This window comes from Paenibacillus sp. FSL R5-0744, from assembly GCF_037972555.1.
Taxonomy (GTDB): Bacteria; Bacillota; Bacilli; order Paenibacillales; family Paenibacillaceae; genus Paenibacillus_AQ.
The window spans coordinates 4,438,270-4,460,924 of record NZ_CP150228.1; the positions used below are offsets into that span (position 1 = coordinate 4,438,270).

Below are 22,655 nucleotides of genomic sequence, written 5' to 3' on the forward strand. Positions count from 1 at the left end.
ACAAAAAAACTGCTCCTAAGAGCAGTTTAAGTGATAGTCTTTCAATCTACCGTTCCAATATTCTCCAGGTGCAATGAACTTTCGGAGCTAACACCCGCTTCCGTACTCAGAGTAGTAAGTGCTTGTTTAAGATCCTCTTTATTCACATACACGTATGGACTCTTCCAAAGAGATTCCACATGTAAGGAATTGATATGATCTGGTTTGAGTTTAGGGAAGTTCAACAACCATTGCTGGAGATCTGCTTGTGGAATATCTGTCTTCACATTTTCACCGATGATGTCCAATACATTCCCCCATTGGGACACGCCTTGGAAATTCCCTAGCTTATCCAGAATCTGCTTAATTACTTGCTGCTGTCGATCATTGCGCTGAAAATCGGAGGATTCAGCCGTTCCTTGATTCGATTTGCGGTAACGCACAAAATCAAGCACATGTTTGCCATCCAGCTTCTGCAAGCCCTTCTTTAAGTCGATGTTCGTTCCATCTGCCGAATCGATATATTTCATATCCATATCGACATCAATGGTTAGCCCGCCAAGCAAGTCCACCGTCTCCTTCAGCACATCAAAATTCACCACAACCATGTGATCAATTGGCAGACCTAGTAAATTGCTGAAAAACTCTTTTGTATTAGGGATAGCTTCAGTTTTATCTTTTATGTAATGGTAAGCATAATAATAATTAGCTTTGCGAGAGGGCAACGATTTAGGTTTTAGCAACAAATCCCTCGGTATAGATAAGAAACTCGTCGACTTTGAGTCAGGATTGAAGCTGACAAGCATTAGAACATCCGTATTCATTACCCCACCACCACCGTCCCGACTATCTACTCCGGCAAGCAGAAAAATCATAGGTTCAACCGATACCGTTTCCTTTTTTTCCTCTGGGGCAGCGGTTGGCTGGACGTTGACTGGAGCAGCCATGCGCTCTATCGCGTTATCCGTCTTTTTGTATAAATACCCTGCATATACTCCAATTCCGATAATCGTTGCGCCTAAGACAAGTCCAATGCTCGTCAGAATTTTACGAGTTGTTGTCCACTTGCGTTTGTTAGTCATAATTCCCTCCACTCAGTTCCAGTAGCTTTTTCAATCCGTGCTTTCATCCTTATGGACTTTCACACTTAGCACTATGCCAATCGCAATCATATTAGTAAGTAACGAGCTACCTCCATAACTAATAAACGGCAAGGATATCCCTGTCAGGGGCAGCAATCCAAGATGCATTCCAAGGTTAACAGAAACTTGAAAGATAATCATGGCGATAAACCCGGTGACAACATATGCCCCTGCACGGTCCCTGCTTTCGAGTGCGATAAAGATCATTCGATAGACGAGCAATAAATATAGCATCAGCAAAATGGATGAACCTATAAAACCGTATTTTGCACCGATGACTACATAGATCGAATCGGAATACGCGTATGGAATATATCCTTTTCGCAAAAAAATACCTTCACTACCAGATAATCCACCGGAGCCAATGGCTATCATTGCATTTTTGACATGCCAAGATTTATCGGGATCACTCTGCGGGTCCAAAAAAGCCTGAATTCGTGACAATTGATGGGGCTCGACAATCTTGGATAACAAATCGAAGTTGGCATAATAGAGCCATAGTATCGTGCCAATCGAAATGATCACCACACCGAGGATCAAGATCATATATAGAGCACGGATGTTACCTATCCAAAGCATACTAAGCAATATGCCCGCAAAAACGAGCGCTGTACCCAAATCGGGTTGATCCATGATCAAAATAAAAGGAATAAAAAAAACGAAACAAACCGGCACTAAATCTTGAAAAAAGCGAAGCTGCTGTCCTTCTCGTTTACCCAATAGATGAGCAATGAGCAGCACCGTACATATTTTAGCCAGCTCGGAGGGCTGGAGCTGAAAGCTTCCAATACTTAACCAACGCACGGCACCATTGAGGTTCTCCCCAACCAACTTAACTAGCACAAGTAGACCAATACCCACGCTATAAAAGAGATACGCTAACCAGCCTAATAGAATCTTATAATCTACCAATGCGATGAATAACATGGGTATGCAAAATAAAGCAAATAAATACAACGAACTGATGTAAAGACCATCTAACCGTGTATCCGTAGTCGCGCCATAAATAGCAACAGTACCAATACCAACTAGGCATGTTACGAGAAACAGTACGGATCTGTCCAGCTTTGCAATTTTGGTGGTGAGAAACATGATACAACCTCTATTTAATTTCTGTATTTTTCTTGTTGTAAAATGAGCATCATAAATAATCCGCCTGAGCACTAATACATCTTGTCTCAAGATGAAGCTGAAGTGCAGCGGATTATAAAGTGGTATGATTATCTCAGATCAAATTTGTCCTAATACGCCTTCTTCGATAACAGCTTTAATTTATCTTCACTCAGCGTATAAATATCCAGCCCGTTCCCTGCCTCGCCCAATGACCAGCCCAGCGCGAGCTCGTTATGGCCATCATCATCGACATCATAGAATTCGGCATAATCCAAGCCATACCCAAACCCCTCAACCTCCGAAATCTTTTGCCACGCTTCATTTTCCTGCCTAAGCAGCATTGCTTTTATAGAAGAACCTTTGTTTTTGCTGTACTCATATACAACTACCGCTTCATCGATTCCGTCTCCATCCATATCCCCAAAGGAGATAGCATTATCCTCTTGTCCATCCAACGGAGTTATCAATTGAGCTTTGTCGGGAAGCCATTTGATAAATTCCTGGCTCGTTTTGTCTCGCTGCAGGCTTGCTTCTGATGATGGAGGCTTAATCAGCTCTCCTGGTGTCGCCGGCACTCCGCATCCTCCGAGCAAAAGTATCGTTGTTAACATAGCACCTATCTTTATGAATTTGCTCGGCATTTGGATCATCGACTCCTCGCTTGTCCGCATATATAGTATTTTATCTGTGAAAGAGATGAAAGTGGTTATGAAATAGTTAAATTTGAGCTCTATTTATATCGGCAAGTCAAATTGGACAATCGTCCCCTTACCTAAAGTACTGCTTATACGCAGCTCGCCATGATGCAACGTAATAATCTGTTCCGAGATGGACAGTCCCAAACCGCTGCCTGACGCCTGTTGATCCCCTTTGTAGAATTTTCGCCGCACATTCTCTAAATCCGCTTCTGCGATGCCTGACCCAGTATCCTCAACCGTAATTACAACTTTCCCTGGAACCGTATGGGCAGTAATAAGAATTCGACCTGAGGAACTAGTGAATTTGAGCGAATTATCAATGAGATTAATCATGACTTGCTTCACACGATTCTCGTCAGCTTGAATGACAGGCAGATTCTCTTCTATTTTCACTTCGAACAAGATGCCTTGTCTGGTTGCTCTAGGGGTGAGTTGTCTGCCAATATGCTGCAACAGCTCTGTTAGATCCACAGTTGTGAGGTGAATTGCGATTCTTCCGTTATCCAATTTGGAGAAATCCAATAATTCATCCACCATATGAGTTAACCTGTCACTTTCAGATTCAATGATATCTAGCCCATCATGAAACAGAGCCTGGTTACTCTCCCCACCCGCCTTCAAGGTGATTACCCAGCCTTTGATCGAGGTCAATGGCGTACGCAGTTCATGGGATACGGATGCGATAAAATCATTCTTAAGCTGTTCACTTTTCGAGATTCGACTGGCCATCATATTCAATGTATCTGCCAAGGAACCAAGCTCGTCTTGATAACGCTTTTGTACTCTTATGCTGAAATCTCCTTCGGACATTTGGTCTGCTGCCTGTTTCAGATCTTTAATGGATCTGGTTATGGTCCAAGATAGTAATAATCCAAGCAAGGTGACAATACCAATCACGAGCAAACCTACCCCGATCAGCAAAACCGCAATTTGATTTACTGTATGTATCGTTTCCAGTAAGGAGGTAATAAACCTCACTTCCCCGACGATGTTACCTTTGGCTTGTAAAGGATACGACACCGTAAAAATAGCTTCCTCCGTTACAGGGTCCTCACCCTTCCAACTGTCAGGCTGCCCTTGTATGGCTGCTTGCATATCCATATTATCTGTCATCGTAAAATCGCCTTGGATTCCATTAGAATCCTGCAACAGCCGACCTTCAGCATTAATAATCTGTACCTGTGCATCGGAATGGCTGGCAAAGCCCTTTAACAACCTATCCGATTGTGCCTCTAAATCCTCGTCGCTAAAATATTGCTGATAAAAAGAAGCCGACAGTTCTGCTTGATTCATCAGGGTTTGCTCTATATTATGAAAATAATAATAACGTACAGATAAATTAAGAATAATCTCAAGAATGAGCACAGTAAGACAGATCACTACAAAATAGCTTCCTACTAATCTTTTCTGAATACCCATTCTTCAACCATCCTTTCTAAAGCGGTATCCGAGCCCCCATACAGTCTCAATCCAATGCGGGTTAGAGGCATCCTCTTCAATCTTCTCTCTTAGCTTACGCACGTGAACATCTACTGTCTTCGGATCACCAATAAAATCCTCACCCCAGACCAGGTTCATTAATTCATTCCTAGATAGTGCTGTATCCGGATGCTCTAAAAAGGTCTTCATCAACTGGAATTCCTTCGGGGTTAATTCAATAATGTCATCGTGCTTAAACATCTTGTTCGAGTTCAAATCCAGGCGAATCGGTCCAGCTTGAAGGATAGTTTTCTGCGGTTTTAAAGCTGTTTCTGTACGACGCACTATCGCTTTGATCCGTGCCACCAGTTCTAATGGATTAAAAGGTTTCACAATGTAATCGTCGGCACCCATTTCAAGGCCATTGATTTTATCCAGATCTTGTCCTCGTGCTGTTAAAAAAATGATAATGACCCCAGGATCCTGCTCTCTTAGCTTCCGGCAGATCTCAAACCCATTTAAATCCGGCAACATGATGTCCAGAACAATAACGTCTGGCCGGTTCGTCTCAAAGCTCTGCAATGCTGCTTCTCCACAAGCAGCCTCACTAACCACAAACCCATTATTCGTTAAATTGATAGCTATAAACCGTCTAATATTATCGTCATCTTCCACAATAAGTACTTGATTGCGTTCTACAGTGTTCATGCTCTTCACCCCTATAACCCAGTATTCAAACATGCAAAAAAAACAAAAAAACTCTCCCAGTAAAGAGAGAGTCTTGTCTCAGATCCCTGTAATTAAATCACAAGTGGATATTACTCTATATCGCTATGCTTGTCAAAAATCTAATCCAAATACACAGCCTTACCCGTTTGTGCAGATTCATAAATCGCTTCTAATATTTGCGAAACAACATAAGCCTGTTCAGGTGTTACAACCGGGTCTTTATCCTGTTCAATAGCCTCGATCCACTTTCTTAATTCGATGTCAGGTGCACTTTCTGCTTTTCCTTCATAGTAAGCAACGCCGCCTGCCCCAAGCTCAATTTTATTGGTGTACAGCTTGCTGAATTTCTCTCCATTAATTCTAAGTCCGTCCTTCATATCTGCGCCTGCTTCAGTCCCGCTCAAGCTGCATTTCGCTTCATGCACATCCAGAGAATTGAGTGCCCAGCTCGCTTCCAGCATAATTGTGGCGCCATTCTCCATTACGACCATCCCAAAGGCTGAGTCCTCTACGGTGAACTTTTTAGGGTCCCAAGGTCCCCAAGCGTTGGCAGCCTCTTCTTTTTGAGACAGTTCGTGATATTTAGTGCCCAGCACGACTTTTGGTTTATAGTTATCCATCATCCACAGCGTTAGATCCAGCGCATGGGTTCCGATATCGATCAGAGGTCCTCCACCTTGCTTCTCTTCATCGAGGAATACTCCCCATGTCGGTACCGCTCTCCGTCTGATGGCATGTGCTTTTGCAAAATAGATATGACCAAGCTCCCCGGACTCACATGCTTTTTTCAAATATAAGCTGTCTTCTCTGTAGCGGTTGTCATATCCAATGGTTAGTTTCTTGCCTGTACGTTTCGCTGCTTCCACCATTCGTTTGGCATCTGCTGCCGTCTTGGCCATTGGTTTTTCGCACATAACATGTTTTCCTGCTTCAAGGGCTGCAATTGAAATTTCTGCATGAGCATCATTCGGTGTAAGCACATGAATAATATCAATCGAATGATCTTTCAATAGTTCTGTGTAATCCGTATATACAGTAGCTTCGCTAGTACCGTATTTCTCCGCTGCTTCATCAGCACGTTCTTTAATAATGTCACAAAAAGCTACGATTTCCACTTTACTTTGCTTGCTCAAACTTGGAAGATGCTTGCCATTCGCAATTCCACCACATCCAATAATTCCTACGCGAAACACTTTACTCATATCTTTCACCCTCACTTCTAATTAGTTTGTTTTGTATTTCGATAAGTTGCTGGAGTCATGCCTAACCGCTTGCGGAAGACAATATGCAAATATGTAGCATTCGTAAACCCTTCCGTTTGAGCGATTTGTTCGATCGGACAATTGCTTTCTTCAAGCTTACGGCAGACCGCTTTCAACCTTATATCCTCAAGCGCCCTACTGAAAGATTGATCGGCGTTAACTTGTTTAAACACTCGCTGCAGCTGCCTTGAACTAATATTCAGCTTTTCAGCAACATTCTCCAAGGTAACAGCTCCTGAATAATTAGCTTCCATATATTGAATGGCGTATTGGTACCGATAAGTTGACATATCTCTAACAGGTGCTTCTGTTCGAATTCCACCTGCATCATACGCTCTTACTGCCTTTAATAAAATGCTGATTACGAGATGTTTAATGGAAGTGTAATATCCCGTTAGTTTACCTTCACAAGCTTCATAGGCTTCAAGAAAACATTTCATAGCGCTGTGATAATCTTGCGCTGGAACTAGTGGTAGCTGTTTTAGCTTCTGAACACAGGTCTCAGCCTCCGCAACCTCCCAAGGATCAACCTCCTCTCTGATCTTCTCTTTGATGTCCACATGTAGACACAGTTCTTCCATAGAATCATCTGGATCCGCCTCTTGGCGGTGCATGACACCCGGTCCGGTTAAATAAAACATTCCCTCAGACAAGGGGTATTTTAAATCGCCAAGAGTCACTTCTCCCTTTCCTCTTGGAATAAAATGAAATTCGAATTCAGAATGATTATGGAAATCTATGACTCTTCCCGGCGGAAAAGATGTCAAATGAAATCTAAGAACTGTTATCTCGTAATGTCCCCATTGGATTGAAATATCCAATCTTTCGAGCATATCATGCTTCTCAAACATCATCTCATAGGGAAAGTTACTCAATGTTAAATCCTCCTAACAGGTGGAGACCGGTTAAGCGTCTAGATCTGCTAACCGAATCATACGAGCTTCTTTAGCAGAACGATTCGCCGCCTCCATTAATCTCGTAAGCTCCACAGCAATTTGAACATTCTCGGTGGCGAAAGTATCCTTTTGGATATGATTAACCCACTGATGGAATGCGCTTTCACGATTAGCATGTAGCGCTACTTCTTTCCATCCTTCCTCTTTGTCAGCGGATTTGTTACTTCTAAGAAGAAGCTTATCCTCTGGTGTTCCGTAAAGAAGAGTCCCCTCGGTTCCATGTACCTCGATGGTAAACGGCGAATGACTATTCACGAAACCAGCCTCGACCACACCAATTGCTCCTGAATCCGTAAATAATGTTACCACTGCATTATCTTCTACTTCCTTGCCCGTTACATAACCAAAATTAGCATTTACACCGGTCACATCTTGACCTAAGAAAAGCTTCGTCAAATACATAGGATGACAGCCTAGATCAATCAAAGCTCCGCCACCACATTGTTCCAAGCTATAGAAATGATCGGGAAGCCAGTTTTCTGTAGCCCCATTATGAGATAAGCGAACTCTAACGTAAGTAATCTCTCCGAGCAGTTCTTGACTTAGAACCTCTTGAATCGTTAATGCGTATCCATCATTTAGACGTGGCAAGGATACGGTCAGCTTCACCTCGTTCTCTTCCACTGCGCTTATGATCTCTTCAACTTCTTTATGTGTGGGGGCAATTACTTTTTCCGTAAAAATATGTTTGCCCGCTTTAGCCGCAGCAACAATTACATCTCTGTGCACATTGGTCGGCGCATCTACTATGACGGCATCTATATCCTCTTGCGCAAGCAGGTCATCCAGTGATTCGAAAAAAGGAACATTTAAGCTTTCGGCAGCTTTTTTCCCACGCTCTGCATCTTCATCCCAAACTGCAGCCAATACAGTATCCTCATGTTCTTGAGCTTGCTTCGTATAGTCCCAAGCATGTACATGCCAATAGCTAATCTTACCAATTCTAATCGTCATTTGCTTGTGCCTCCCGTATATATGTTATTCTGACATCTACTAATAAAATATCACAGAATAAAACCCTTTATTAGTAGGAAAATGCGACATCTAATATATAATATTACGACACGTTCGTTTCATATGATGTACAATTTCCATTTAATCACTTCTTACATTACACAACCAAACCATATGATCGGAATCGGGTCCCCAATAATCTTTTACTACCTTATAAGGCTCCCCAAATTTACGCTTCCACTTGATTTGTGCACGTTTATAGCCACTGTCCAAACAAAATTGCTCGATCCCTTGTTCGTTTAGAAATATCATCATTTTCTTAATTAATGCCGAACCAATCCCTTGCCCCTGATAGCTTGGCAACACGTATAAACTCCCCAATTCCCCCAAATGATCCAACTGATGTTCTGCACAGATTTGAATAGTCTCACCACAGGGACCATAGGAAATCGTACCCACAGCCTTCCCATTGATTTTAGCGATAAAGAAATAAATATCCGAGTTTGCCTTTTCCAGTGAAGATAGCGCCTTTTGCTTTTTATGATCGGTTTCACTTTGTATATCCTCTAGTAAGTGACCTAATCCTTCTTTGTTAAAGGCATCCGATATTGATTCTTCAAATACCCGGCATGTAGATACATAATCGCCCTCAGTGAGTGTACTAATAGTTAAATGCTTTGTCTCATTCATTATGTTGATCTCCTCTGCAATAATGTACTATAAACAATCAAGTTATGAGGTTTATATTCATAAGACAACTTTTACTGGAGGTCATCATGAATATAATTTCCTTTTTTCTCTATTGCATTGTAGTTACATGTTCACCCGGTCCTGCCAATATTGTTATTCTTTCTTCCGTGCAACATTCAGGGGCTAAGAAAACCATGCGGTATGTATACGGGGCTACGATGGCTTTTGGTCTATTGCTTATCCTTTCTACCTTGATGAATCGTGTTCTGGTGGAGGTCATCCCAAATATCCTGATCATTATGCAAGTCGTCGGAAGTATATATATGCTCTATCTTGCTTATAAAATCTTTAAAATGGGTGCAATGGAAGACCAGCCTAATCCAAATGCCAATTTTCGGTCGGGTTTACTTATGCAGCTTGTGAATCCTAAAGTGCTCTTATTTACTTTAACAGTCATTCCCAGCTATGTAATGCCATTCTATACTTCTTCTCTCACCTTATTTATGTTTGTTATAATTATAACTGTGATCGGATTTTTTGCTTTTACGACATGGGTTGTATTTGGGGCAATCTTCAGAGTATTTCTGCAAAATCACCAAAAAGTTCTAAATACTCTGATGGCACTATTTTTAGTATACTCTGCCATTATGATATCGGGAATCCTATAAGTCGTGGAGGTTAAGAGCGTGGAGAAATTCAACTATAAAAAGTCAGCAGATATCCTAACATTGTCAGCTAGCATGAGTGATTTCACTTATAAAAAACATTGCCATGAGGAATACGCAATCGGTGTCACCTTACGTGGCATTCAGCAATATAACCTTGATGGTAGCTTGCAATCCTCTCATAAAAATGGCGTAATGCTATTTAATCGAGAGCAAACGCATGACGGCAATTCATATGATAAAGCAGGTATTGATTATGTCATGCTATATATCAAACCAACCTTGATACAAGAGATCCTTGGAAAAAAAGAACTCCGCTTCGCCTCTCCCATTCTATACGATGACAAATTGGCACAGTGCATATTAGCGCTAAGTCATGCCATCCAGAATGGCAAAGAGGAGTCCTTGTGCAGTGAGCTGTTGTTAAACCTGGTTCATGTAGTATCTAATACTGAACTAGTTACAGAGCACAGGATAAATAATAAATTTGTCAAAAAAGCAAAGGAAATGATGTACTGCAGTTTAGAACATGTACTAAAACTAGATGATCTCTGTAAAGAGTTTGGACTTTCCAAATATCAATTTATCCGAGAGTTTAAGACACATACAGGAATATCACCTTATCAATTTTTCTTGAATTGCAAGGTAGAGCATGCCAAGCAGTCCATTGAGAAAACTAAGGATATCTATGCCGCTGTAGTAGATTGTGGATTTGTGGATTTAACTCATTTGAACCGGCATTTTAAAAGCGTGTTTGGCATAACCGCACATGAATACAGGTTACAACTGCATTGAGCAGAAGTAACCTGTATTCATCATGATTTATGAAATTTGACCATTCACCATTGTCCAGCACACTTTAAATTCATCATCCAAGAGGACCAGATCAGCATCAAAGCCGGATGTTATTGTCCCCTTTTGTTGAAGTCCAAGAATATTGGCCGGCGTAGTTGAAGCCATCTTTACGGCGTCTATCAATGGAATTCCAGTTTCGACAGTATAACGTAAAGCTTCATTCATAGTCACTGTGCTTGAAGCTAGCGTTCCATCCTTCAGTCTCGCTACCCCCTCGGATACCGTAACATGATGGCCTCCAAACATATAATCCCCATCACCTAATCCCATAGCTTGCAGTGCATCTGTAATCAAGACCATTCCTTCTGGTCCTTTCAAGGTATGCATTAATCGAATAATTGCAGGATGCAGATGGACGTTGTCCACAATCGCTTGAAGGCTTACATGCTTCTCTTCAAAAGCAGCCACAATTACCCCTGGATCTCGATGATGGATAGGACGCATGCCATTAAAACAATGCGTAACATGACTTGCCCCCGACGCAAAGGCTTGTTTAGCTTCTTCATATGTGGCATCCGAATGAGCGATGGCTATAACTACACCCTTTTCTTTCAAAAAGGAAATGAGCTCCATCCCTCCCGGCAACTCCGGAGCGATTGTAACCATCTTAATAAGTGAACCCGCTTCTTCAAAAATCAGGTTCATTTCTTCTAAGTTGGGGTGGCGTAGATACTTTTCGTTCTGCATTCCTTTTCGCTTCGGGTTCAAGTAAGGTCCTTCTAAATGAATACCTGCGATCTTTGCGCCCACTTCATGTCCGATCACACGCTTGACACTACGAATCATTTCTAAAAGATCTTCTAGCGTAGAACTCACAGAGGTAGCCAAAAATGAGGTACAGCCAGATGAAGCACAAGCACTTGAGACCTCTTGAATACTCTTTTCCGTACCGTCCATCATATCGAAGCCATTGGCGCCATGAATATGAACATCTATCATCCCGGGTACTAATAAATGGCCACCACCGTCAATCCGTTCATGTTGTCCCTCTGGAATCGAAAGATCCTCTGTATCTATCTTTATAATTTTCCCTTCAGAAATCCACACATTAGCCGCTGGGACAATACGATTCTGAAGCGCCACTTGTACATTTTGCAGAATATAAGACATAAATATCCTCCTCTGTTTTGTTATCAGTCTTGCTCTCGAGCCCCTTCAGTTTCTTCTAGACATTCAATCACTGTGATGTTCTTCTGATCTAGAATTTCTCTGATCTCACTGGGGAGTTCCCGATCGGTAATTAGAATGTCAACGAACTCAAAGTCTAGACGGAAAAATGATTTGCCAATAAATTTGGTGTGATCAGCCACTAAGATGACTTGATCTGATCTTCGGGCCATTTCTCTCTTCACCCGCACATCTTCTTCATATGGATAGTAGAGTCCATCAGCACGGATCGCGGATGCTCCAATAAAGGCTTTATCAGCACGGATTTCACTAAGTTTATCGATAATAGAAGGGCCATATAACAGGCGGTTTTTCACATTCAAGTAACCACCAAGAACATAAATTTGCAGATCCTCCCGCTGTGACAAGATCCCTACGTTATCAATCGAGTGCGTAACAACCGTAATATCCTTCGCACTGATCTGTTCTGCTACAAATTGCACGGTGGTAGATACATCTAAAATCACAGTCTCATGATCTTGGATAAGCTGCGCAGCAGCCTTCCCTATCCTCTGCTTACTCTCAGATTCATCGATCAATCGATCCTGATAAGATAACAATTCTTTTTGTAACTCAGGTAACGATACCCCTCCATGCGTTCGGATCACAACACCTTCTTGTACTAATCTAACAATATCCCTACGTGCGGTATCTCTGGATACATCAAATTGCGTACAGATCTCTTGAACACTCATCGATTGGTGTTGTTTCAAATATTCGAGTATTTTTAACAATCTCTCCTCTTGAAACATCATGTATGCACCTCCTAAAGTCATCATAAGTTATTAAGTAAGTATTTGCAAGTATTAAATAAGTGATTATAAGTATATGTAAGTATTTTGCGCAACTTATCTCCATTGATATTCGCAAAAAAGACGTTAGCCAGATGAATGTACATCCGTTAACGTCCTTCAATTCACTTCATAGTGCGATTCCAACTCTTTTGGATCTTTCGAATAAAAACGATTTGCCCTACGTGATACGCGTTATGTGTTGTCACATTGCCTATTACTTCCCACCACTGACTGCCTTGGAATTCTTGAACATCGGCATCCAATTGTTCCTTTGTAATCAGTTCCTGCCAACGTAAAAGAACTTCTAAGAGTTGTTGTTGAAGCTCTTGGAACGTTACTCCTTCTGCAACGACAAAGGTATTATTGTTATCCACTGAAGGAACCGCATGGACACTCTTTTCTTTATACCTTGTTTGCCAAGTTTCATTCCAGTAGAGCAGATGCTGCACTATCTCAGCAATACTATTGCTTTCTTCCGTTACTTTCCAAAATGCTTCTTCTTCTCTTAAGTCTTTTACGGCTACCTCAAAAGGCACATACCAACTTGGATCATTCGCATTAGCTAGCAACTGGTTAGCCAGAACATCATATGCATGAAACATTCTTACTTCACCTCATTATTTAGATCATTATCAGCAAATCAAGTGCCGCAGAAGGTTCGATATGGACGTGCTGATTCCTCAGGTAGTGCCGAGTATTCATCCTGTTCAGGGGAATACGCGTAAGGATTGGAGAGAGCTTTAAGCAATCGCTCCATCACACTGTAATCTTCCTGTTGTACTGCCGCTTGGAGCGCTTCTTCTACCCTGTGGTTCCGCGGAATGATCGCAGGATTACTATTGCGCATTAGCTGCAGCGAAACCTCTTTCGATTGCTGCTGTCTGCTAAGTCTAGCCTGCCATAACTCTTGCCACTTCGTAAATTCCGCTGCACCAAACAGAGCGGTTTCTTCCAGCTTCTCTAAAGTTAGGGCACGGAAGGTATTGGTATAGTCTGCCCGATATTTCTGCATCAAATCTAGCAGATCCTCAATTAGCGCTACATCCTCTACCTCTTCGTTGAAGATTCCGAGCTTCGCCCTCATACCTGAGAGCCAGTGATGGTAAGACCGCTCTTTAAAATCTGCAATTTCCTCTTCAGCGAGCAGAATCGCCTGTTCTTGATCATCAGCCAGCAATGGCAGGAGAGTCTCCGCGAATCTCGCGAGATTCCAAGAGGCAATACCCGGTTGATTGCCATAAGCATAACGACCCTGCTGGTCAATGGAACTGAATACCGTTTCTGGATGATACACATCCATGAAGGCGCAAGGACCATAATCAATCGTTTCTCCGCTAAGCGCCATGTTGTCGGTGTTCATTACTCCGTGAATAAATCCTACCAGCTGCCACTTGGCAATTAATTCAGCCTGACGTCCAATCACTTCCCGAAGCAGGAAAAGATAACGATTCTCTTGAGAAACAGCTTCCGGATAATGTCTTTGTAATGTGTAATCTGCCAGAGTACGGACATCCTCAACAGTACCCCACGCTGCAACATATTGAAAGGTGCCCACCCGTAGATGACTTGCAGCAACTCGGGTCAGAATAGCACCAGGCTGCTCTGTTTCTCGAATGATCGTTTCTCCAGTAGTTACCACTGCCAAGCTGCGAGTGGTAGGAATACCCAAACCATGCATGGCTTCGCTGATGATATATTCACGAAGCATCGGTCCAAGTCCGGCTCGGCCATCGCCACCACGAGAATATGGTGTTCTTCCCGCGCCCTTAAGCTGAATGTCTACGCGTTCACCTTGGGGTGTGATCTGCTCACCAATCAGCGCAGCTCGGCCGTCACCTAACATGGTAAAATGTCCGAATTGATGTCCAGCATACGCTTGAGCAAGGGACACAGTACCTTCAGGGACTTCATTGCCTGCAAGATTCTGAACCCCCTCCTTACTATGTAGTGCTGTGCTATTCAGCCCTAAGGTAGTAGCCAATGGCTCATTTAAAATAACTAACTCCGGCTTACGCACAGGAGTTGGTTTGATCCTTGTAAACATGGATTCCGGCAGATGAGCATAACTGTTCTCAAAGTTCCATCCTATATCTATCTTCTCCGTCATAATATCTCCTTTTTATACCATCAGTCTATGCCTTTATGATCTCAGAATAAGTTATGTTAAAATTTAATGCAAATCTTCGCAATAACAAATACCCTTACTGAATAGATAAAAAGACCGCCCAGTCTCCTGCCATTCATGTAGGGAACCAGACGGTCTTAAATTATGAAGTTCTAACCTGTTATTACCTTAAAGGAAGCTAATTCGCTCCGCCTTTGGAGAGCATGATATTTAAGATGGTCTTGTCAGTATCCGCCAGACCTTCCTGAACCAGCCGCTCCATGTTGCGGATAGTGTCTTCCACCTCTTCGAAAATAACTCCATCCTTGGTCGTAGGAGCAATATTGTTCATCGCCAGTGTGGCTGCCTGAATCGCCGTATTGGTGGAGGTGGATATCTTCAGCGCACAGGTTGAATTTGCACCGTCGCAAATCATACCTGATAAAGAGGCTATCGTATTCTGTATCCCATGCTTGATCTGCTCAAGAGTGCCGTCCATGAGATAAATGATCCCGCTATTCGCTCCAACTCCACCTGCAATTCCTGAACCACATAAAGGCGACAACCGCCCAATATAATGCTTGATATGCACAGTGACCAGATTACTTAGTGCAAGCGCCCGAGCTAGCGTCTCTTCATCCTTGCCAAGTAATTCCGCCAAAGATATAACAGGAAGCGTACAGGCGATGCCTTGATTACCGCTGCCCGCTGTTGTCATCACAGGCATTGCGCTGCCATCCATGCGAGCATCTGAAGCCGCAGCAGTCGCCGCTATTATTTTGTTCGCTACATCATTGCCGAACAAATTCACAGCAGATTGCTGATTCATCTTCTTCCCTACTTGCAACCCATAATCGCCTCGGAGTCCCTCTTCGGAAATCGCTTTGTTCATCCGAGCGCCTTCCAAGAGGAAGCTAAGGTCTGAAAATGGAGCCGTAGTTATAAACTCAAATATCCGATCTACAGAGCCTTCATAGGCTTCAGTATCAGAAAGTCCAGGCTTGCCACAATCTGCTTTAGACTTCTTAGGTGTCACTTTTTTTCCGTCCAGAGCCAGATATTCTATATTAGTGTGTTCTTTAGCAAGGATGGCAGTCGCTGTATGATTCTCTGTCTTCACCTGTGCTTCAATATATAATTTCTCAGGAGTGTCCATTATCTCCACTTTTAGCAGCTTTCGATCAAGCAGGTCATTTGCCAGCTTTAGCTCATCCTGAGTCAGACCTGATAGGATTTCCAGCTCCTTGTGCGAACGTCCGACCACCGCACCAAGGGCTGCTGCGATAGGCAGACCTGTCTGGCCTGTCCCAGGGATGCCCACTCCCATTGCATTTTTAATAATATTACCACTGAGATGCAGCTGAATCCCCGTTATTTCTTCCTCGAGAAGCTCTGCCGCCAAGGAGACGGCATACGCAACTGCGATCGGCTCTGTGCAGCCTTCTGCCGGTACGACTTCCTTGTGCAAAATTTCCAATAAGTTGCCCATGTATGCTTTTCCCCCTTCTCTCTCCCACTTGGAGTCATTTCTATATAGTAACGCAGAGTGAAGTTTCAGGGAATCCTTTTTCCTTTTTCTTCTCTAGAAGCTTCTGCTAGATCAACATCTTACATGCTTGCGTTTAAAACCAAGCCGAGCTTTGTCGACTGCTTTTTGAATATTTGCGTACGCGTGAATCAATTTACTCTTTGCCTTATTCTTATCAACTTCAATTGGCCCTACAGTTCTTGCGGTTTCACTGGCCTTATCATGAAGTGGCGAATAAGATACGGCCACTGTGTACATAAAATTATTCATTGCGTATTGGGTACGTTCTGGAGAATCATGAATCGTATTTTCCACCATCTCAAGCATACCAGCAAGCTTGCTTTCGGAAAACTCAACATCCGGCCGGCTGCCAAGCAGCCAGCAGTAACAGCTCCAGCCCGCTGACATTCTCAGCTCTTCACCACTCGCGATCCATTTATCGGCAACTTGTTGTGCAATATCTGCTTCTGCCAAGGTTACTGCCACTACAAAGTCCGACAGCATATAAAAATAAGCCGCATCCATCCATCGGTCATAATCCGCTTCCGTCATTGCATTGGGATCAGCAATGATGCCGGCAAAATACATGGCATCATAGTTCCCTGTCGCGTAAAGTTCCTCAGCCAATGGCTGATTTATTTTGGTTTTCTTGAAGATTGGCTTCATTGCTCCGGTAGCCACGCCAAATAGCGGTTCCTTTGCTCCATTAGACATATATATTTTCTTGGTTCGTTCCTTGCCAAGCGCTTCCAGCTCCTGCATGACCATCTCTAAATCCACTATTTAACACTTCCTTTTTCAAAGTTCTTTCCCAAGCTATCTTAGTTTGTACTAGTTAAAGAAAGTGTACTGTATGGGTTTCCTTGTCGCAAGTTAAGTTTCCTAAGAAATCCTTATGGGTGCGCAAATAACCACCTATATTATTAGGTGGTTATTACCTCAACCTTTTACAGAACCGATTGTAATCCCAGCAACGATCTTTCTGGACACAAGAAGATAAAGTATAAACGTGGGCAGAAACACCAGAAGTGATGCAGCAAAAATACCCGAGTAATTACCAGTATTCGTATATCCTACTACGATGGATTGAAGAGCTAATGCTATTGGATGTCGATCCGGATTATTAGCAAAGATCAGAGCATAAAAATATTCATTCCAGATCCCCATCACATTAAAAATCGTTAACGTCAAAATACCAGCCTGTGCCATAGGTAAGATGATTTTGATAAAAGCTTTAATCGGCCCACATCCATCGATCGCTGCTGATTCCTCCAATTCTTTCGGAATGGATGCAAAGAACCCTGTAAGCAAAAATACAGCAAAAGGGACATTCGTAAAAATGTATACAAAGATTAACGTAAATGTTGAGCCTGTTAAATTCAATGAATAAAATAACGAAAACAACGGGATCGAGATCAGTAGCCCCGGAACTGATAATGCCGAGATAAACATTAAATCAACTAACCTTTTTCCCCTAAACTGAATTCGTCCCAATATATAAGCAGCCGGAGCTGCAACAACAATAATACCTACGCAAGAGGTTACCGTATAAACTAGACTGTTCAAAAAGTATAAGCCGATCTTCGTTTCTTCGAATAATCGGGTATAGTTAGAGAAATGAAATCCGCTCGCCAGTAGTTTGTTCGTAAATATCTCTCTTGTCGTGCTGAGTGAAGCAAGGAATGCGTATCCAAAAATAATAATTGTAAAGATAAGCCAGACTACTAATGGAACATATCGTATGATTCGAGTGATTGAGTGAAGACGCATATTGTCTCCTCCTTCCTAGTATTCTAAACGATCCTTCCTAAACAACAGACCAATCAAGAAGGAAAAGCCAATAATTGCAACAGTAATCAACACACCAATCGCAGCTCCTGCTCCAACATTGAAAGCTTGCGTATCAGAAATTCTCTCCCCACCAAATACCTTCAAGTACATATAATAGCCAGGAGTCATCGTATGTGGATCATTTCTCCCGAAAATGGAAGACCATACAAAGAAGTTAATGGCTGTAACCGTCCATAACACCAGCGTGGTCTTAAACACATCACGGAGTAACGGAAGAGTAATATGGAAGAACTGATATACTGTGTTTGCTCCTTCCAATAATGCTGCTTCGTAGTAATCATTAGGAATCCGATCCATGGCCGCACCAAGAATTAATAAGAAATAACCAATTGATCCAAAACAAAAAGCGATCAGCATGGATAAAAATAAATGCTGGTCATCCGTCCATTGAATATTGGCTAATTGTTCAAGTCCAAGAAGGCGAAATACATGTGTCAACAATCCAAAGGTCGGATTATACACATACTGAAGCCATATGACTGACATGACAACAACAGATACAGTATTAGGCAGGTAAATCAAGGCTCTCCAGAAGCCTTTGAAACGAACGCCGGAGGAAATAAGCACGGAGAAGAAAAAAGCCATAACGAAAACAATGAGTCCACCAATAATCCAAATCTTAAGCACATTTAATGAAGAATTTAAAAAATAGGAATTATGAAATAACCCCCAGTAATTGTCTAAACCAATAAATTTCCATTCACTGATACTACTGTTTATATTAGATATCTCGTAAAAGCTCATAAACACTGCCCGCAAAGTTGGATAAAAAAAGATCGACATATAAACTAGGATAGCAGGCAGAAGGAATAGCATCATAATCGGTTTACTAATTCTCATCTTTGTATCCCCCGCATCATAATGTGCAACTTATTCTTCCTTATACTTTAAAAAAATCTATATGCAGCTGCCGCTATTGACCGCCACATATAGATTTACATTAAATCTAGATTGAACAAAAAGACTCGAGAAAAGGGAACGAAGTGACGGAGGAGAATTTTGGAACTGTTATGTTTTATTTACCGGCGTAGAATTTCTTAGCTTCTGCACTTAGCTTCGGCCCGAATTCTTCTGGCTTCAGTTTGCCAGTGATAAGTTCCATGAAGGTAGGCACAATGGTAGCAAGCGTAAAGTCTCCTCCATCACCAATACCTCCACCCCAAGGCATATTTTCTTTTGCATTTAGAAAAGCAGCTTCTGCTTCAGCAAGCATCGCAGGCCATTCAGAATCAATAGTTGCTGGGATCGCAAGTGCATCCTTCGCCATTTTTTCTTGTATCTGCTTACTAACGATATGTTTGATAAGCTCAAAAGCAGCCTCTGCATTCTTGCTCGATTTATTAATGAACATCCCTTGAGATCCAAAGATCAACCCTTGTTTTCCACCTTTACCGTTTCCATTTGGAACATCTGGGAATTGAAACGTGCCCCATTTGAAATCTGGTCCTGAGGTGGCAAGCACTTCATTCGGAAGCCATGTTCCATTTAGATAAGCGGCAGAACCACCAAGCACGAGATCTTGCTGAGCCGCAGGATATTTACTTCCGGCAATTTTATTAGAGAAAAAACCTTTAGCGTTTAAATTAGCCATATCTTTAGCGAATTGAAGAATGATTGGATCATTCCACATCTCACCGGTCTTATCCTGTACAAGCTGGCTTACCCAATTTGCCCCCATCGCATTTGCCAGATAGGATCCAATAAATAAGTCCCGATATGCGTCATCGAAGGTAAGCGGTGCTGAACCTGCTGCTTTGATTTTTTCAGCATCTGCAAGGAATTCTTCCCAAGTGGCAGGTGCTTTTGTTATCCCAGCTTTCTCATACACTTCCTTGTTATAGAAAAAGAGTACTGCATACGGTTGCTGCGGAATCGAATAAATACCTTCTTCTAAACCGTACTTTGTGGATAGCGATTGTATCCAGCTTAACAAGCTTGGAATCATTGAATCCTTTACTGACTTGCCTTCCATTCCGATGGATGGCTCCGCAAGCAAATCATCAAGCTTCATAACGTAATCTTTCATCCCTTGAATACCAGCTGGGCTACCTGGATCGGCTTCCCAGATATCAATTTGCTCTCCTCCATCCAAAGCAGGCTTGATCAATTTTAAGATATCACGACCGGTAAATTTCAGATCCACTTCAACTTCTGGATTAGCTGCCTTGAATTCAGCAACTGCAGACTCAATAACCTTCGCTTGTGGTTCAGTGCTGCTCCACATCGACCAGAACACTACCTTACCTTCTAGTCCAGTAGCTTTAACTTCGGTGGTAGCCTCAGTTGTAGCTGTAGGGGTGTTCTCCTTAGTTGCTTCAGGCGGGGCAGCATTGTTCGTTGTATTGCTTGATCCACAACCAGCCAATAACATTAGAACCATCGACATAGCAAGCAACAAACCTGTGAGCTTCTTTTGTCTTTTTTTCACGTGTGTAGCATCCCCCTCAAATATGAAAGTGCTTTCACAAGTAAGTATATAACGAAGCAACTCAGGTCTAACATCGACGATATTGAACAAAGCATGCACAATTTTATCTAAATTTTAATCACCTTCAGCATCCTAAAAAAAAGAGAGCTTCGATTAAAATCATCGAAACTCTCTCTTGGTTAAGCTCCCACTATTCTAAAATCAATGTTATTAGGCGGTGGATATAGGGTGATAGCTTCCTTCATTAATTCTTCAGATAATACAGTATTTCGGCTCTCCGCTAGCTTTTTAGCTTGAAATTTATACCATAGCTCCACAATCGTAACTTCGCCTTCACGAATCACAGCAAATTCTTTCTGGAATAAGTTTAATAGGAATTCATTATGATCCAACTCCTGAGCAGCAGCTCCAATAATAATTTGGAGACGATCACTTTGCCTGAACTCTTCAGGAAGTGATTCGTACACACTCCAAGCCTTAGCAAATTGTTTATTTCTAATCAACATGCTAATATACTCATCTGCAAATGCTCTGTCTGGAAAGTCATTGTATAAAGAATATGCCAGTTCATAATAGACCATCGCCTGATCTGCCTCTCCTCTCTGTTCAGAGGTAATCGCCAGATTACGATAAACCCAAGCAGACGGCTTCAATTCAAGCGATTGATGCCACGCAGTTATAGCTTGATCTTCCATTCCATGCTCATAGAGCATAGTGCCATAATGCAAGTAGGAATCCCACGTTTGATTATCTGCATGCTCTAGACTGGTACGAAGCAATTCCATCCATTCTTCTTGGACCATCCAAGAGGCCGGAATATCTTGCATATCTCCCTCTGGCAAACCACCCTCTTGTAACAGGGCTAACCATGGAAGTTGCGGTGCTGCAATACTGGATTCCAAGAATAAAAATCCATCCGGAATCGACCTTTCATTATGAGCTTTTCTACGAATGTCCTCAAGTGCTCCCCAGCCTGAGCCTGAGTGCAATAGTTCTGATGGTGTTAAATTAGCATAAGCTTGCAACTTCTCATGAAGAATATACACCTCATCTTCTTGCAATTGTTCATTGACTTGCGTTTCAATAAAATCCCGAGCCTCAGACCAATCGCTTTGATTTGCCTTATGTGCATCCACCTGAGTAACACCGAATATTTGAGTAAAATCCCATATTGAATTCGCAGGCATGTCTATTCCATGCATCTGTGTTGGAGCAAGCCCTGCTTGTATCTCAACATAATTACCTTCGCCTGGCTTCGCTAAGAAATCGCACCATCTTCTACCACCTGCATGGTTGCCCCAGCAAAATAATTTACGATATCTTAAGAGGCTAGTCGAACGTTCGTAGAATAAACTACCATCCTCATAGGCAATCGCTTCCCACGGGGATTTATAATCTGCTTCTGTCTGAAAAAAATACTCGTTAGAGAAAGGAATTCTCATTGGATATGACGAGTCTTCATTTGGAACTGAAGGAAGCACTGGCAAATCTCCCAATCCAAACCCCTTCACTTGATGATCAATATAGATAACCTTACTAGTGGATGAGAATACTCTTGATTGCAAGGTTTCCGGTGCTGCAATATTTGTCCAATAATACATAGGAACCGACGCTTTGCTATCATTAATGATTCTTACATAGACAGAGAGTTCCTTAGCCCCTTGAGGAAGATGAAAATCAATATGCCAAAAAATGTTTTTACAACGCTCATATTCATAAATTCTTAGAAATTCATTGCCTTTATCATCCATCAATTTGGCAGCATGTACGGGAGATGCGGTCGTAAAGGTATGACCTACCTGTCCCACATTCCATTCAATCCCTCCAGAGAACCAAGCGTTTAATATAGCTAAATTAGCCGGTTGAAAGACTGGGTTAGTATACAGAATATCTTTGTTCGTACGTTTATCTTTAAGCGAATAGAGTCTACCTCCATACTCAGGTAAAAAGACTGCTTTTAAGATGTCATTTTCCAATACAATCGACTTCATAACCATCGGTTTTCTTTCACGTGTATAGCGATCCTGCATGCGATAAGGTAAATATCTCCCACCTGTATGTTCACCCAGCTGCTGTCTCAATTCTGGCGTAAGTGTACCATTATCCCCCACTTTTGTATGATGGTCTCTGTTTCTGAACATTGGAAGAGGATTCTCTCCTTCTAATAATGCACCTTCAAGAGTTAATGTTGAAATGACTACACTCATTCACGTCACATCCAATCCCATATAGTTAATCCAATTTTACACTGCTAAATGCTAAAGCTACCATTAACAGAATTGAACAAAACCTGTACGATTTAGGACACTCAATAAACAGGT

Annotated in this window: 21 protein-coding genes; 2 read left to right on the forward strand and 19 right to left on the reverse strand. The window is 42.1% G+C overall.

Features of this window, described 5'->3' with window-relative positions; all coding sequences use genetic code 11:
- Window positions 1–41: 41 nt before the first annotated feature.
- From MKY19_RS19620 to MKY19_RS19660, 9 genes are all read right to left on the reverse strand, one after another.
- On the reverse strand, window positions 42–1,061 hold the full coding sequence (locus tag MKY19_RS19620; protein ID WP_339797082.1) for an LCP family protein: 1,020 nt from the start codon (window positions 1,059–1,061) through the stop codon (window positions 42–44).
- Window positions 1,062–1,091: 30 nt separating this feature from the next.
- The gene (locus tag MKY19_RS19625) at window positions 1,092–2,213 is read right to left on the reverse strand and encodes an FtsW/RodA/SpoVE family cell cycle protein (RefSeq protein WP_339265861.1); all 1,122 of its coding nucleotides are present in this window, start codon (window positions 2,211–2,213) and stop codon (window positions 1,092–1,094) included.
- A gap of 149 nt (window positions 2,214–2,362) precedes the next feature.
- On the reverse strand, window positions 2,363–2,875 hold the full coding sequence (locus tag MKY19_RS19630; protein ID WP_339265862.1) for a hypothetical protein: 513 nt from the start codon (window positions 2,873–2,875) through the stop codon (window positions 2,363–2,365).
- A gap of 93 nt (window positions 2,876–2,968) precedes the next feature.
- Complete coding sequence (locus tag MKY19_RS19635; protein ID WP_339797085.1) at window positions 2,969–4,351, reverse strand: HAMP domain-containing sensor histidine kinase; 1,383 nt, start codon at window positions 4,349–4,351, stop codon at window positions 2,969–2,971.
- Window positions 4,352–4,354: 3 nt separating this feature from the next.
- Complete coding sequence (locus tag MKY19_RS19640) at window positions 4,355–5,059, reverse strand: response regulator transcription factor (protein WP_339265866.1); 705 nt, start codon at window positions 5,057–5,059, stop codon at window positions 4,355–4,357.
- Window positions 5,060–5,199: 140 nt separating this feature from the next.
- Window positions 5,200–6,282 (reverse strand): Gfo/Idh/MocA family oxidoreductase, encoded by a 1,083-nt coding sequence (locus MKY19_RS19645; RefSeq protein WP_339265868.1) that lies wholly within the window; start codon window positions 6,280–6,282, stop codon window positions 5,200–5,202.
- A 17-nt stretch (window positions 6,283–6,299) separates the two neighbouring features.
- Window positions 6,300–7,217, reverse strand: a complete 918-nt coding sequence (locus MKY19_RS19650) for a helix-turn-helix domain-containing protein (RefSeq protein WP_231573306.1) — start codon at window positions 7,215–7,217, stop codon at window positions 6,300–6,302.
- A 30-nt stretch (window positions 7,218–7,247) separates the two neighbouring features.
- Complete coding sequence (locus MKY19_RS19655) at window positions 7,248–8,252, reverse strand: Gfo/Idh/MocA family oxidoreductase (RefSeq protein ID WP_339242327.1); 1,005 nt, start codon at window positions 8,250–8,252, stop codon at window positions 7,248–7,250.
- A gap of 141 nt (window positions 8,253–8,393) precedes the next feature.
- Window positions 8,394–8,942, reverse strand: a complete 549-nt coding sequence (locus MKY19_RS19660; protein ID WP_339265870.1) for a GNAT family N-acetyltransferase — start codon at window positions 8,940–8,942, stop codon at window positions 8,394–8,396.
- An 86-nt stretch (window positions 8,943–9,028) separates the two neighbouring features.
- Between MKY19_RS19660 and MKY19_RS19665 the strand changes: the two genes are divergently transcribed.
- Window positions 9,029–9,610: a LysE family transporter gene (locus MKY19_RS19665; RefSeq protein WP_339265872.1), complete on the forward strand. Its 582-nt coding sequence runs from the start codon at window positions 9,029–9,031 to the stop codon at window positions 9,608–9,610.
- An 18-nt stretch (window positions 9,611–9,628) separates the two neighbouring features.
- Window positions 9,629–10,402 carry an AraC family transcriptional regulator gene (locus MKY19_RS19670; protein WP_076299332.1) on the forward strand — a complete coding sequence of 258 codons (774 nt, stop codon included), beginning with the start codon at window positions 9,629–9,631 and terminating at the stop codon, window positions 10,400–10,402.
- 27 nt (window positions 10,403–10,429) lie between these two features.
- On the opposite strand, the gene nagA is transcribed toward MKY19_RS19670, so the two are convergent.
- The 10 genes from nagA to MKY19_RS19720 all read right to left on the reverse strand — a co-directional run bounded on the left by nagA (window position 10,430) and on the right by MKY19_RS19720 (window position 22,475).
- On the reverse strand, window positions 10,430–11,572 hold the full coding sequence (gene nagA / locus MKY19_RS19675) for an N-acetylglucosamine-6-phosphate deacetylase (protein WP_339265875.1): 1,143 nt from the start codon (window positions 11,570–11,572) through the stop codon (window positions 10,430–10,432).
- A 23-nt stretch (window positions 11,573–11,595) separates the two neighbouring features.
- On the reverse strand, window positions 11,596–12,381 hold the full coding sequence (locus MKY19_RS19680) for a DeoR/GlpR family DNA-binding transcription regulator (protein WP_339271724.1): 786 nt from the start codon (window positions 12,379–12,381) through the stop codon (window positions 11,596–11,598).
- Between the two features lie 164 nt (window positions 12,382–12,545).
- On the reverse strand, window positions 12,546–13,025 hold the full coding sequence (locus MKY19_RS19685) for a DinB family protein (RefSeq protein WP_339797090.1): 480 nt from the start codon (window positions 13,023–13,025) through the stop codon (window positions 12,546–12,548).
- Window positions 13,026–13,063: 38 nt separating this feature from the next.
- Window positions 13,064–14,530, reverse strand: a complete 1,467-nt coding sequence (locus tag MKY19_RS19690) for a YdiU family protein (protein WP_339797092.1) — start codon at window positions 14,528–14,530, stop codon at window positions 13,064–13,066.
- 196 nt (window positions 14,531–14,726) lie between these two features.
- A complete protein-coding gene (locus MKY19_RS19695) occupies window positions 14,727–16,016 on the reverse strand; it encodes an L-serine ammonia-lyase, iron-sulfur-dependent, subunit alpha (protein ID WP_076299336.1) in 1,290 nt (429 codons plus the stop codon).
- A 111-nt stretch (window positions 16,017–16,127) separates the two neighbouring features.
- Window positions 16,128–16,835: a DNA alkylation repair protein gene (locus MKY19_RS19700; protein WP_042189737.1), complete on the reverse strand. Its 708-nt coding sequence runs from the start codon at window positions 16,833–16,835 to the stop codon at window positions 16,128–16,130.
- 159 nt (window positions 16,836–16,994) lie between these two features.
- Window positions 16,995–17,825 (reverse strand): carbohydrate ABC transporter permease, encoded by an 831-nt coding sequence (locus MKY19_RS19705; protein WP_076286546.1) that lies wholly within the window; start codon window positions 17,823–17,825, stop codon window positions 16,995–16,997.
- Window positions 17,826–17,840: 15 nt separating this feature from the next.
- Window positions 17,841–18,746 carry a sugar ABC transporter permease gene (locus tag MKY19_RS19710; RefSeq protein ID WP_042189741.1) on the reverse strand — a complete coding sequence of 302 codons (906 nt, stop codon included), beginning with the start codon at window positions 18,744–18,746 and terminating at the stop codon, window positions 17,841–17,843.
- A gap of 175 nt (window positions 18,747–18,921) precedes the next feature.
- A complete protein-coding gene (locus MKY19_RS19715) occupies window positions 18,922–20,334 on the reverse strand; it encodes an ABC transporter substrate-binding protein (protein WP_339797096.1) in 1,413 nt (470 codons plus the stop codon).
- A 179-nt stretch (window positions 20,335–20,513) separates the two neighbouring features.
- On the reverse strand, window positions 20,514–22,475 hold the full coding sequence (locus MKY19_RS19720) for a DUF5107 domain-containing protein (RefSeq protein ID WP_339797098.1): 1,962 nt from the start codon (window positions 22,473–22,475) through the stop codon (window positions 20,514–20,516).
- Between the last annotated feature and the right edge of the window lie 180 nt (window positions 22,476–22,655).

What these genes read in the sequence shown, in the direction of transcription:
- MKY19_RS19620 (WP_339797082.1), bottom strand. Translation starts at nt 1,061, where the DNA reads ATGACTAACAAACGCAAGTGGACAACAACTCGTAAAATTCTGACGAGC.
- MKY19_RS19625 (WP_339265861.1), bottom strand. Translation starts at nt 2,213, where the DNA reads ATGTTTCTCACCACCAAAATTGCAAAGCTGGACAGATCCGTACTGTTT.
- MKY19_RS19630 (WP_339265862.1), bottom strand. Translation starts at nt 2,875, where the DNA reads ATGCCGAGCAAATTCATAAAGATAGGTGCTATGTTAACAACGATACTT.
- MKY19_RS19635 (WP_339797085.1), bottom strand. Translation starts at nt 4,351, where the DNA reads ATGGGTATTCAGAAAAGATTAGTAGGAAGCTATTTTGTAGTGATCTGT.
- MKY19_RS19640 (WP_339265866.1), bottom strand. Translation starts at nt 5,059, where the DNA reads ATGAACACTGTAGAACGCAATCAAGTACTTATTGTGGAAGATGACGAT.
- MKY19_RS19645 (WP_339265868.1), bottom strand. Translation starts at nt 6,282, where the DNA reads ATGAGTAAAGTGTTTCGCGTAGGAATTATTGGATGTGGTGGAATTGCG.
- MKY19_RS19655 (WP_339242327.1), bottom strand. Translation starts at nt 8,252, where the DNA reads ATGACGATTAGAATTGGTAAGATTAGCTATTGGCATGTACATGCTTGG.
- MKY19_RS19660 (WP_339265870.1), bottom strand. Translation starts at nt 8,942, where the DNA reads ATGAATGAGACAAAGCATTTAACTATTAGTACACTCACTGAGGGCGAT.
- MKY19_RS19665 (WP_339265872.1), top strand. Translation starts at nt 9,029, where the DNA reads ATGAATATAATTTCCTTTTTTCTCTATTGCATTGTAGTTACATGTTCA.
- nagA (WP_339265875.1), bottom strand. Translation starts at nt 11,572, where the DNA reads ATGTCTTATATTCTGCAAAATGTACAAGTGGCGCTTCAGAATCGTATT.
- MKY19_RS19680 (WP_339271724.1), bottom strand. Translation starts at nt 12,381, where the DNA reads ATGTTTCAAGAGGAGAGATTGTTAAAAATACTCGAATATTTGAAACAA.
- MKY19_RS19685 (WP_339797090.1), bottom strand. Translation starts at nt 13,025, where the DNA reads ATGTTTCATGCATATGATGTTCTGGCTAACCAGTTGCTAGCTAATGCG.
- MKY19_RS19690 (WP_339797092.1), bottom strand. Translation starts at nt 14,530, where the DNA reads ATGACGGAGAAGATAGATATAGGATGGAACTTTGAGAACAGTTATGCT.
- MKY19_RS19695 (WP_076299336.1), bottom strand. Translation starts at nt 16,016, where the DNA reads ATGGGCAACTTATTGGAAATTTTGCACAAGGAAGTCGTACCGGCAGAA.
- MKY19_RS19705 (WP_076286546.1), bottom strand. Translation starts at nt 17,825, where the DNA reads ATGCGTCTTCACTCAATCACTCGAATCATACGATATGTTCCATTAGTA.
- MKY19_RS19710 (WP_042189741.1), bottom strand. Translation starts at nt 18,746, where the DNA reads ATGAGAATTAGTAAACCGATTATGATGCTATTCCTTCTGCCTGCTATC.
- MKY19_RS19720 (WP_339797098.1), bottom strand. Translation starts at nt 22,475, where the DNA reads ATGTTCAGAAACAGAGACCATCATACAAAAGTGGGGGATAATGGTACA.